Source organism: Macrococcoides bohemicum, assembly GCF_016865215.1.
GTDB lineage: Bacteria > Bacillota > Bacilli > Staphylococcales > Staphylococcaceae > Macrococcoides > Macrococcoides bohemicum.
The window spans coordinates 2042544-2055218 of record NZ_CP054482.1; the positions used below are offsets into that span (position 1 = coordinate 2042544).

At 40.8% G+C, this 12675-nt stretch carries 9 protein-coding genes, 3 tRNA genes and 2 rRNA genes; all 14 read right to left on the minus strand.

Annotation, left to right across the window (positions count from 1 at the left end; genetic code table 11):
- Positions 1-17: 17 nt before the first annotated feature.
- The 14 genes from HT586_RS10730 to alr all read right to left on the minus strand — a co-directional run bounded on the left by HT586_RS10730 (position 18) and on the right by alr (position 12624).
- Positions 18-2942, minus strand: a 23S ribosomal RNA gene (locus tag HT586_RS10730).
- A 354-nt stretch (positions 2943-3296) separates the two neighbouring features.
- Positions 3297-4850: ribosomal RNA gene (locus HT586_RS10735) — 16S ribosomal RNA — on the minus strand.
- Together the 16S and 23S rRNA genes with 3 tRNA genes alongside form the textbook arrangement of a ribosomal RNA operon.
- A 131-nt stretch (positions 4851-4981) precedes the next feature.
- A tRNA-Gly gene (locus HT586_RS10740) sits at positions 4982-5055 on the minus strand.
- Between the two features lie 27 nt (positions 5056-5082).
- Positions 5083-5165 (minus strand) — tRNA-Leu (locus tag HT586_RS10745).
- Between the two features lie 137 nt (positions 5166-5302).
- Positions 5303-5374, minus strand: a tRNA-Glu gene (locus HT586_RS10750).
- A gap of 169 nt (positions 5375-5543) precedes the next feature.
- Complete coding sequence (locus tag HT586_RS10755) at positions 5544-5993, minus strand: SprT family protein (RefSeq protein WP_096078049.1); 450 nt, start codon at positions 5991-5993, stop codon at positions 5544-5546.
- Entirely contained in the window at positions 5983-8133 is a 2151-nt protein-coding gene (locus HT586_RS10760; protein WP_203545786.1) for a Tex family protein, read from the minus strand. The genes HT586_RS10755 and HT586_RS10760 overlap by 11 nt, the downstream gene beginning before the upstream one ends.
- A gap of 80 nt (positions 8134-8213) precedes the next feature.
- Positions 8214-8981 carry an RNA polymerase sigma factor SigB gene (gene sigB, locus HT586_RS10765; RefSeq protein ID WP_203545787.1) on the minus strand — a complete coding sequence of 256 codons (768 nt, stop codon included), beginning with the start codon at positions 8979-8981 and terminating at the stop codon, positions 8214-8216.
- Positions 8982-8991: 10 nt separating this feature from the next.
- Positions 8992-9432 carry an anti-sigma B factor RsbW gene (gene rsbW / locus HT586_RS10770; protein WP_188018607.1) on the minus strand — a complete coding sequence of 147 codons (441 nt, stop codon included), beginning with the start codon at positions 9430-9432 and terminating at the stop codon, positions 8992-8994.
- A 1-nt stretch (position 9433) separates the two neighbouring features.
- The gene (locus HT586_RS10775) at positions 9434-9760 is read right to left on the minus strand and encodes an anti-sigma factor antagonist (RefSeq protein WP_096078045.1); all 327 of its coding nucleotides are present in this window, start codon (positions 9758-9760) and stop codon (positions 9434-9436) included.
- Positions 9761-9849: 89 nt separating this feature from the next.
- The gene (locus HT586_RS10780; RefSeq protein WP_203545788.1) at positions 9850-10857 is read right to left on the minus strand and encodes a SpoIIE family protein phosphatase; all 1008 of its coding nucleotides are present in this window, start codon (positions 10855-10857) and stop codon (positions 9850-9852) included.
- A gap of 49 nt (positions 10858-10906) precedes the next feature.
- Positions 10907-11269 carry a type II toxin-antitoxin system PemK/MazF family toxin gene (locus tag HT586_RS10785; RefSeq protein WP_096078043.1) on the minus strand — a complete coding sequence of 121 codons (363 nt, stop codon included), beginning with the start codon at positions 11267-11269 and terminating at the stop codon, positions 10907-10909.
- Positions 11270-11416 (minus strand): hypothetical protein, encoded by a 147-nt coding sequence (locus HT586_RS10790; RefSeq protein ID WP_165958642.1) that lies wholly within the window; start codon positions 11414-11416, stop codon positions 11270-11272.
- Positions 11417-11478: 62 nt separating this feature from the next.
- Positions 11479-12624, minus strand: a complete 1146-nt coding sequence (alr, locus tag HT586_RS10795; RefSeq protein WP_203545789.1) for an alanine racemase — start codon at positions 12622-12624, stop codon at positions 11479-11481.
- Positions 12625-12675 lie beyond the last annotated feature (51 nt).

Sequence of the window (12675 nt, forward strand, 5' to 3'; positions counted from 1 at the left end):
GCAAAAAATCTATAAAATTGATTAAGTCTTCGATCGATTAGTATTCGTCAGCTCCATACATTACTGTACTTCCACCTCGAACCTATTAACCTCATCATCTTTGAGGGATCTTATAACCGAAGTTGGGAAATCTCATCTTGAGGGGGGCTTCATGCTTAGATGCTTTCAGCACTTATCCCGTCCATACATAGCTACCCAGCTATGCCGCTGGCGCGACAACTGGTACACCAGAGGTATGTCCATCCCGGTCCTCTCGTACTAAGGACAGCTCCTCTCAAATTTCCTACGCCCACGACGGATAGGGACCGAACTGTCTCACGACGTTCTGAACCCAGCTCGCGTACCGCTTTAATGGGCGAACAGCCCAACCCTTGGGACCGACTACAGCCCCAGGATGCGATGAGCCGACATCGAGGTGCCAAACCTCCCCGTCGATGTGAACTCTTGGGGGAGATAAGCCTGTTATCCCCGGGGTAGCTTTTATCCGTTGAGCGATGGCCCTTCCATGCGGAACCACCGGATCACTAAGTCCGTCTTTCGACCCTGCTCGACTTGTAGGTCTTGCAGTCAAGCTCCCTTGTGCCTTTACACTCTGCGAATGATTTCCAACCATTCTGAGGGAACCTTTGAGCGCCTCCGTTACTCTTTAGGAGGCGACCGCCCCAGTCAAACTGCCCGCCTGACACTGTCTCCCACCACGATAAGTGGTGCGGGTTAGAAAGTCAACACAGCCAGGGTAGTATCCCACCAACGCCTCCACGTAAGCTGACGCTCACGCTTCAAAGGCTCCTACCTATCCTGTACAAGCTGTGCCGAATTTCAATATCAGGCTGCAGTAAAGCTCCACGGGGTCTTTCCGTCCTGTCGCGGGTAACCTGCATCTTCACAGGTACTATGATTTCACCGAGTCTCTCGTTGAGACAGTGCCCAAATCGTTACGCCTTTCGTGCGGGTCGGAACTTACCCGACAAGGAATTTCGCTACCTTAGGACCGTTATAGTTACGGCCGCCGTTTACTGGGGCTTCAATTCGTAGCTTCGCTAATGCTAACCACTCCTTTTAACCTTCCAGCACCGGGCAGGCGTCAGCCCCTATACGTCACCTTACGGTTTTGCAGAGACCTGTGTTTTTGATAAACAGTCGCTTGGGCCTATTCACTGCGGCTCTTCAAGGCTTGCACCCTAAAAAGCACCCCTTCTCCCGAAGTTACGGGGTCATTTTGCCGAGTTCCTTAACGAGAGTTCGCTCGCTCACCTTAGAATTCTCATCTTGACTACCTGTGTCGGTTTGCGGTACGGGCACCTAATTTCTAACTAGAGGCTTTTCTTGGCAGTGTGAAATCAACGACTTCGCTACTATAATTTCGCTCCCCATCACACCTTGACCTTAAGAGTACCGGATTTGCCTAATACTCAGTCTCAGTGCTTGGACGTACATAACCAACAGTACGCTTCGCCTATCCTACTGCGTCCCCCCATCGTTCAAACAATCTTAGGTGGTACAGGAATATCTACCTGTTATCCATCGCCTACGCCATTCGGCCTCGGCTTAGGTCCCGACTAACCCAGAGCGGACGAGCCTTCCTCTGGAAACCTTAGTCAATCGGTGGACGGGATTCTCACCCGTCTTTCGCTACTCACACCGGCATTCTCACTTCTAAGCGCTCCACATGTCCTTGCGATCATGCTTCGACGCTGCTTAGAACGCTCTCCTACCATTGTCCATAGGACAATCCACAGCTTCGGTAATATGTTTAGCCCCGGTACATTTTCGGCGCAGCGTCACTCGACTAGTGAGCTATTACGCACTCTTTAAATGATGGCTGCTTCTAAGCCAACATCCTAGTTGTCTGGGCAACGCCACATCCTTTTCCACTTAACATATATTTTGGGACCTTAGCTGGTGGTCTGGGCTGTTTCCCTCTCGACTACGGACCTTATCACCCGCAGTCTGACTCCCGTGTTAAATTATTTGGCATTCGGAGTTTGTCTGAATTCGGTAACCCGAGGGGGGCCCCTAGTCCAAACAGTGCTCTACCTCCAATAATCATCACACGAGGCTAGCCCTAAAGCTATTTCGGAGAGAACCAGCTATCTCCAGGTTCGATTGGAATTTCTCCGCTACCCACACCTCATCCGCTCACTTTTCAACGTAAGTCGGTTCGGTCCTCCATTCAGTGTTACCTGAACTTCAACCTGGACATGGGTAGATCACCTGGTTTCGGGTCTACGACCTGATACTCATTCGCCCTATTCAGACTCGCTTTCGCTACGGCTCCACATATACTGCTTAACCTTGCATCAAATCGTAACTCGCCGGTTCATTCTACAAAAGGCACGCCATCACCCATTAACGGGCTCTGACTACTTGTAAGCACACGGTTTCAGGTTCTATTTCACTCCCCTTCCGGGGTGCTTTTCACCTTTCCCTCACGGTACTGGTTCACTATCGGTCACTAGAGAGTATTTAGCCTTGGGAGATGGTCCTCCCGGATTCCGACGGAATTCCACGTGTTCCGCCGTACTCAGGATCCACTCAGGAGAGAACAACTTTTCGACTACAGGGCCTTTACCTTCTATGGCTGACTTTTCCAAAGTCATTCGTCTAAACTGTTCCTTTGTAACTCCGTATTGAGTGTCCTACAACCCCAGAGAGCAAGCTCTCTGGTTTGGGCTCTTCCCGTTTCGCTCGCCGCTACTAAGGGAATCGAGTTTTCTTTCTCTTCCTCCGGGTACTTAGATGTTTCAGTTCTCCGGGTGTGCCTTCTCATATACTATGTATTCATATATGGATAACATGACATAACTCATGCTGGGTTTCCCCATTCGGAAATCTCTGGATCAAAGCTTACTTACAGCTCCCCAAAGCATATCGTCGTTAGTAACGTCCTTCTTCGGCTTCTAGTGCCAAGGCATCCACCGTGCGCCCTTAATAACTTAATCTGTTATTAATAATTGTGATGTCTGCATTGTCTAACTTCAGCTTCGCTGTCTTTCATCATTTTCTAAAATTCCACTCCAGCTTGCGCTGTCGGTCAGTTTATCAAAAATGAATCAAGCCAGAACGCTTGCTTCCGTTTTTCCATGCAGACGCGCGATTTTTTTAAGAATTCAAAAATGAACTCACTCGGTTTTGCTTGGTAAAATCTTTTATTTCTTCTTACTTTATCTAGTTTTCAAAGTACAATTAGAATGACTTACTGGACCGAAGGTCCGATAAACATTCAAAACTGAATACAATATGTCAATGTTAATCCCTATCAGACTTAGAAGTCTGATTTCCGTAATTATCCTTAGAAAGGAGGTGATCCAGCCGCACCTTCCGATACGGCTACCTTGTTACGACTTCACCCCAATCATCTGTCCCACCTTCGACGGCTAGCTCCTAAAAGGTTACTCCACCGGCTTCGGGTGTTACAAACTCTCGTGGTGTGACGGGCGGTGTGTACAAGACCCGGGAACGTATTCACCGTAGCATGCTGATCTACGATTACTAGCGATTCCAGCTTCATGTAGTCGAGTTGCAGACTACAATCCGAACTGAGAATGGTTTTATGGGATTTGCTTGACCTCGCGGTTTTGCTGCCCTTTGTACCATCCATTGTAGCACGTGTGTAGCCCAAATCATAAGGGGCATGATGATTTGACGTCATCCCCACCTTCCTCCGGTTTGTCACCGGCAGTCTCTCTAGAGTGCCCAACTTAATGATGGCAACTAAAGATAAGGGTTGCGCTCGTTGCGGGACTTAACCCAACATCTCACGACACGAGCTGACGACAACCATGCACCACCTGTCACTTTGTCCCCCGAAGGGGAAAGCTCTATCTCTAGAGTTGTCAAAGGATGTCAAGATTTGGTAAGGTTCTTCGCGTTGCTTCGAATTAAACCACATGCTCCACCGCTTGTGCGGGTCCCCGTCAATTCCTTTGAGTTTCAGTCTTGCGACCGTACTCCCCAGGCGGAGTGCTTAATGCGTTAGCTGCAGCACTGAGGGGCGGAAACCCCCCAACACTTAGCACTCATCGTTTACGGCGTGGACTACCAGGGTATCTAATCCTGTTTGATCCCCACGCTTTCGCACCTCAGCGTCAGTTACAGACCAGAGAGCCGCCTTCGCCACTGGTGTTCCTCCATATCTCTGCGCATTTCACCGCTACACATGGAATTCCACTCTCCTCTTCTGTACTCAAGTCTCCCAGTTTCCAATGACCCTCCCCGGTTGAGCCGGGGGCTTTCACATCAGACTTAAGAGACCGCCTACGCGCGCTTTACGCCCAATAATTCCGGATAACGCTTGCCACCTACGTATTACCGCGGCTGCTGGCACGTAGTTAGCCGTGGCTTTCTGGTAAGGTACCGTCAAGGTACGTTCAGTTACTAACGTACTTGTTCTTCCCTTACAACAGAGTTTTACGATCCGAAAACCTTCTTCACTCACGCGGCGTTGCTCCGTCAGACTTTCGTCCATTGCGGAAGATTCCCTACTGCTGCCTCCCGTAGGAGTCTGGGCCGTGTCTCAGTCCCAGTGTGGCCGATCACCCTCTCAGGTCGGCTATGTATCGTTGCCTTGGTGAGCCGTTACCTCACCAACTAGCTAATACACCGCAGGTCCATCTATAAGTGACAGCAGAACCGTCTTTCACTATTGCTTCATGCGAAGCTAAATATTATCCGGTATTAGCTCCGGTTTCCCGAAGTTATCCCAGTCTTATAGGTAGGTTACCCACGTGTTACTCACCCGTCCGCCGCTAAAATCGAGAGGTGCAAGCACCTCTGTCAATTCGCTCGACTTGCATGTATTAGGCACGCCGCCAGCGTTCATCCTGAGCCAGGATCAAACTCTCCATAATAGTTTGTTTGATAATGCTCTTTGATTGCTTATGGCAATCACTCTTGGGAGTGAACTAAGTTCACTCAAATTATTGGAATTAACGTTGACATATTGTCATTCAGTTTTCAATGTTCATTTTTAAAAATTTTATGGAGCGGGTGATCGGAATCGAACCGACAACATCAGCTTGGAAGGCTGAGGTTTTACCACTAAACTACACCCGCATTATTTATTATCTGTTAAAAGTAAAGTGCGACCGAGAGGATTTGAACCTCCACTGGAATACTCCAACTAGGCCCTCAACCTAGCGCGTCTGCCGTTCCGCCACGATCGCGCGTTGGCATGTTCTCACTCGTTATCTCTTTTAACGACAAGATTAAGTATATAACGTTTTGATTAATAAGTCAACAACTTTTTAAAAGTTTTTTTAAGTTCTTAAATCTTTTATTAAGATTGTTAATTTATTAAAAGTGACCCCTACGGGATTCGAACCCGTGTTACCGCCGTGAAAGGGCGGTGTCTTAACCGCTTGACCAAGGGGCCGTGTTTTCAACAACGAAATTAATCTTATAATGATTCAGAAATAAAGTCAACACTTTTTATAAAAAAACTTCTCGAATTGTAAACTTTCCTAACATTCCTTAAAAAAAAGTATTATAAATGACACAAAAATACACAAATGAAAACAGCGCACCTATAGGTACGCTGCTCTTTACCATACTTTTGTTATTGAGATTTCTCCCAAACATTTCGAACATTTATACTTCCTTGTATTCACTTTACGTTTTCTTAAGTATGTTTGCCCGCATTTTTTACATGCATATGTGTATTTATAACCTTTGACAGAAGGAATCATCTCACAAAATCTAGGCGCTCCAACTTTTTCAGATAGATTTTTAAAGTCTCTATCGCGATGTTTATATCCTTTTCCTGCTAGATGTAAGTGATAATGCACGAGCTCATGTTTAATAATATCAACAATCGCACTTTCACCAAAAGTTATATATTGTTTCGGATTGATCTCTATATTATGACTATTTAGCAAATACCTTCCGCCTGTCGTGCGTAACCGATTGTTAAATGTCGCAAGATGCTCAAAAGGTTTATCAAAATATTCTAATGAAATACGTTCAACTAGCTGCTGTAAATCACTATTTTGCATTTGGGTCTTTCATCGTTAATGCAACTTTCCCTTTATCTTCAAAGATATCTTCAATCCATACATCGACAATATCTCCGACTGACACTACATCTGTAGGATGCTTAACAAATTTATTTGATAATTTTGAAATGTGCACTAAACCATCTTGTTTCACACCGATATCTACAAATGCCCCAAAGTCTACTACGTTACGTACAGTACCTGATAATTTCATACCTTTACGTAAATCTTCTATTGATAGAACGTCCGACTTAAGTAATGGTGTTTCAAAATCTTCACGTGGATCTCTTCCGGGTGCGATAAGTGCGGCAATGATATCTTCTAGTGTTGGGACACCGATAGAAAGTTTATCTGACGTTTGCTCCAGATTCAGTTGATTCAGTTTTTCTTTTAATGCATCGGTACCTAAATCATCGATTGTCATGCCAATCAATTCGATTAACGCATACGTCGCATTATAACTTTCAGGGTGTATCCCTGTATTATCTAACGGTTCACTACCGTCAGGTATGCGCATAAATCCGATACTTTGTTCAAAAGTTTTTTTACCGAGCCTCGGAATCTTAGCAATTTCTTTATTATGTTTAATAGGTCCATTCTCTTCTCTATGCTTAATGATATTTTCAGCGACAGTAGAAGATAATCCTGAAACATACTGTAATAACGGTGCTGATGCTGTATTTACATTGACTCCAACTTTATTTACTGCAGTTTCTACAACAAATGATAAAGCCTCATTTAATGCTTTTTGGTTAACGTCATGCTGGTATTGACCAACACCGATAGATTTTGGATCAATTTTCACAAGTTCTGATAACGGATCTTGTACACGGCGACCAATCGAAACCGCACTTCTCTCTTCTACCTGAAAATCAGGAAACTCTTTACGTGCTAATTCACTGGCAGAATAAACAGATGCTCCCGCTTCATTCACGATAATATATTTTACAGCTAAATTATTTTCTTTAATAAGCGCTGAAACAAATTGTTCTGATTCACGACTTGCTGTACCGTTACCTATCGCGATTAATTCAACATTGTTCTTTGAAATTAACTCAAGCAGCTTCTTCTTCGATTCTGCTACTTTACTTACCGGCGGATGTGGATAGATAACCGCTTTTTCAACAAATGTACCAAACGCATTGATTACTGCTAATTTACATCCCGTTCTGTAAGCTGGATCAAGACCAAGAATTACCTTACCTTTAAGTGGTGCTTGTAATAATAAATTCTCCAGGTTAACAGAGAAAATATCAATCGCCTGTGTTTCAGCTTTTTCAGTTAATTCATTACGAATTTCACGTTCAATAGATGGTAATATTAAACGCTTTAATGCTTCTTCAATCGCTAAATCAATATATTGATTTGAATCGACGTCTTTTTTTACCATCTGTTTGCGGATATATGTTTTTATACGTGTATCATCGACATCTACACTTACTTTTAATACACCTTCTTTTTCACCTCGGTTAATCGCGAGTGTACGATGTGGTACAATCTTATTCACTTTTTCTGAGTAGTCATAATACATTTCAAATACTGCTTTTTCATCTTCGGCTTTTTTCTTCTTCGTAGTTACAATTAGTCCATTCGCCTCTACAAACTTTAATATGTATTCTCGATACTTCGGTTCATCCGAAATAATTTCAGCAATAATATCAATCGCACCATTGATTGCAGCATCTGCATCTTCAACTTCTTCATTTATAAATTTTCGAGCTTCACTTATAATATCTCTTCCTTCAAAAGAAAGAATCATCTGAGCAAGTGGTTCAAGACCTTTACGTTTCGCTTCTGTAGCACGTGTTCTCTTCTTTTGTTTAAACGGACGATATAAATCTTCTACACGTTGAAGTTTCACCTGCTCCATGATTTCCCGACGTAATTCATCCGTAAGCAAACCTTGCGCTTCAATTGTTCGGATCACATCGTCTTTTCTTTTCTGCAAAGTTTCCATATAACGATATTCAGTTTCAATATCTTTAATTTCAACTTCATCTAACCCACCTGTTACTTCTTTACGGTAACGTGCGATAAATGGCACTGTATTCTTCTCTTCTAACAGATTTAATACAGCTTCAATTTGTTCTTTTTTAAACGGTAATTTTTCAATAATTAAATCAATAATATGTTTTTGCATAGTTGCCTCCTTAAGATACGTATATTTTAACACAACAGAAAAACTGCTGAAAACAATCGCTTGTTATCAGCAGTTTTAATTTAACTTTTTTGGACAGCATCGCGTAACTTTTTAATCGCTGTACGTTGTAACCTTGAAACATGCATTTGACTTAATCCTATTTTCACGCCTGTTTCTTTTTGACTTAAACCTTCTATAAATGTGCATTGAATGATTTCTTTTTCACGAACAGACAAAATCGGTAAAACTTTTTCTAAGATCATACGCTTTTCAGTTAACTCATAACCTTCTTCAGTTTTACCCATTACATCAAGTAATGTCACAGTTGAACCATCTTTATCAGCTTCAATGGAATGATCGACACTCAGTGCATTATAACTTTGCCCCATCTCCATCGCTTCCAGTACTTCTTCTTCAGATGCTTCAATATAATCAGCAATTTCTTTAATTTTAGGAGAACGACCGAGTTCATTTGTTAATTCATCTGTCGCTTTCTTTATCTTTGGCCCGATTTCTTTAATACGTCTCGGTACGTGGACACTCCACGTTTTATCTCTTAAATATCGTTTGATTTCTCCAATGACTGTCGGTACTAAAAATGCTTCAAATTTACGATCGAAACTTATATCAAATCGGTTAATGGCACCAAGTAAACCGACCATACCAACCTGAACTAAGTCTTCATGATGACTTTGACCTTTTGAATAGCGATACGCTAATGACTCTACCAACTTCTTATAATGCATAACAAGTTCGTTTTGAGCCATTTCATCTTTAGTATCTTGATAAAGCTTAATCCAAGCATTTATCTCTTCTGGAGTAACATCATTGTAATTAGAACTCGTCATGAAGTTACACCTACTCCCCCGCAATATACTTTGTCATACTAATTGTAACACCGCTATCTTTCTTAACGTTTACTTCATCCATCAATGATTCGATTAAGAATAATCCTAATCCTCCTTCACGAATAAAATCGATATTTTCATTTTCCTGATAAGGTCCTAATTCTGATTTAGCACGTTCATAATCAAAACTTGTACCAGAATCAGATACGATTACTTCTACTTTGTCTTCAAAAATTACATATCCAACTAATACATCACCTTTAACATCATCTTTGTAGGCATGTTTCACTGCATTGGTAACTGCTTCACTGACAGCAATCTTAGTGTCTTCAATATCATCGTAAGAAGCACCAGCTCTATTTAAAATACCTGATAATGTTAATCGTACTAAGCCAACGTACTCAGCGGCTGCAGGAAATCTCATTTCGACATAATCATATGTTTTTTCCATATTATTCTCCCTCCACCGGCTGGTTAACATGCATAAGATCTTTTAAACCTGTAATATCAAATAATCGCTCTATACGACTATTAACACCTAATACATATAAATCTTTATTATTTTTATTTAGTTCTTTTAATGTACCGACAAATAAACCTAAGCCAGTACTATCCATATATGTTACTTCATCAATATGTAAATGAATATCATGTGTTCCTGCACTTCTGATAGGGACTAATACTTCTTGTAATTGTGGCACAGTCGCAACATCTAACTCTCCTGCGACTTTAATTTGATAAAAACTTTCTTGTTCAATCGTATCGATAGTTAAGTTCATGAATATTCTCCTTAAAATCATAAAATTTATAAATACTTAAAATATTATAGTATAAATATGAATACCCCCTACATGAGGATATAAACACATTATTTTGTTCTTTTTATAATTAATATTGTTAAATCGTCTCTTTTTTTAGGATCACCTATTGCAATCAGTTGTTCATATACGACTTGAACGATATCTTGCGGATGTAAATCTTTGTATTGATAAATAAAACTTAAGAGCTCTTTAATTGTGATGAAATCACCATTTAAGTGACGGATTTCAGATACCCCATCGGTGTAGACAATGACCATGTCACCAATTTCAAGTTCTAATTCTTCCTGGTCATATCGTGTAGACGGATGGACACCAAGTACGAGACCGCGTGCATCTAGTTCTTCAAATGAATCACTTTTTTTACGATAGACATAGCCTGGCTCATGACCAGCAGATGCATAATAGAATTTATTATTAATCTCTTCGTATAAACCGTAAAACATTGTAACAAACATATTTTGGTTAACATTCTTTTCTACAACGCGGTTTAATCGTTTTAAACCGTCACTTGGCAATTGACTGTGTCCGTAAGAATCCATACCGAATTTAATCATACTCATCGCAAGTGCGGCAGGGATTCCTTTCCCGATGACATCTGCGACAGCAAAGCTCATCGTTCCATCTTTATGATCAATTAAGTTAAAGTAATCGCCATTAACACGATGGGCCGGCACACTGATTGCCCCAATCTGCACGTTATTAAGATGTGGAATGTGCGTTTTTAACATGGTCGTTTGTAAGCTCGCCGCTACATCCATTTCTTTATCATGCGCTTCCATCACTCTAACGAGCGCTTTATAATCTCGGTATGAAAATCCAAATCCGATAATCATCTCTGTTAAAACGTCCATCGCATAATGTTGTTCAATCGCGTTATAACCAGATTCGATGACGATATCTTTATGAAGTATCACGACCTCTTCAGGCGAGATATCAAGTTCGATCGCTTCAAAACTTAATTTCTGAACATCTTCTAATGCTGTTTCATCTTTATGCTCGATATATTGTTTAAGAATTTGAGTATATCTTTCAACAATCTTGTCAATTTGACGCATCCAACTTTCCTCCCTATAAACCTTAAAAGAGACTTTAAGATAACTTATGTTAGCCTAAAGTCTCCGAGTCATCAATAGATAAATTAAGACTAATTGCTAGTGCTGCATCAACTTCCTCCATCTTTTCTTTTGGCAGGTAAGTCAATTTTTCAATAAGTCGATTTTTATCAATTGTTCTTATTTGTTCTAATAAAATCACAGAATCTTTATCTAGATGATGATTGGTCTTACCAATCTCTACGTGCGTTGGGATTTTTGATTTATTGATTTTAGCAGTGATAGCTGCAACTATAACCGTCGGACTATATTTATTTCCTATGTCATTTTGAATGATTACTACAGGTCGTTTACCGCCTTGCTCTGAACCTTTAACAGGTGACAAATCAGCTAAATAAACATCGCCTCGTTTCATTTATTCACCATCATTTTGTACTGACATATGATCCACATTATCATACACTTCACATTCAAGGAGATAATGTTCTGAAGCAATTAACAGATTAATTTCAGCCATTGATTGATAACCTTCAATCAATTGTTGTTCTAGTAGTTTACTCATCTTTTCTCCTCCAGTTAAACGATTAATATAATTTTATCAAAAAATTTGTGGCCCTACCATTTTTATTTTAATAATTCATTATATTTTTCAACTGAACCGTCAGTGTTATAAATTTTCGGTAATCGTCTGCTTAAACTCGTCAATACTTCATAGCTAATCGTTCCGAGTTGCTCTGCCACTTGTTCAATAGATTGATTGCTGTCTGTATGATGATCAATAATGATTGCTTGTGTGCCTACAGTTGTTCCTTTAGGTACACGTGCGATAAACTGATCCATGCAAATACGGCCAATAATTTCAGCGTCTGTTCCTGCAAGGTTAATTTTATAACCCTGTAATTTTCGATTTAATCCATCCGCATAACCTAACGGGAATGTTGCAACAGTTTCTTCATGTTCAGCAACATACGTCGCACCATAGCTTACTGTATCTCCAGGTTGTATACTTTTAACAAAATTCACTGTAGATACAAGTTGCATCGCTGGCTTTAATTTAAGTTTAGAAATGCTCTGAATATACTCAGAAGGATAGTAACCATATAAACTTATACCTAAGCGTAAAGCTGTACATTCTGAAGCATCAAAACGTAAAGCAGCTGCACTATTTTGACAATGAATATATGATGGCAGTTCGCTTGAATGAACGATATCAATAAATTGACTATATGCTATTGACGCACTGTCATTATCTTCGTCCGCACAACTAAAATGTGTGTACACGCCTTCAAAAATCGTTTTATCCTGTGCTTGAACAAGATCGACAACTTGCTGATATTCCTGCTTTTCACGCATACCAATACGACCCATTCCGGTATCCAGTTTTAAATGTACCCAGATAGGTTTATCGTCTTCGTCCAGAAACTCAAGTGCCTCTTCTAACCAGGATAATCCCGGCACAGTCAAAGCTAATCTATGTTGACTTGCTTTATGTATATCTTTCGGTTCAATAATACCTAATACTAAAATTTTAGCTTTAATACCGTGCATCCTTAATTCGATCGCTTCATCAAGTGTTGCAACCGCAAAAAATTCAGCACCTTGATTATAAAGGTGTGTCGCAATTTGTACTGACCCTAGCCCATACCCATTCGCTTTAACTACTGCGATAACCGTCTTATTAGGATGTAATCTACCTACAGCTTTATAGTTTTCATTGATTGCATCAAGATCAACATTGACGAAACTCGGCCTATATATCCTGTCACTCATATCTCTCACCCCATCATTTAATACTCAAATTTTATCATACTTTTTGGAATA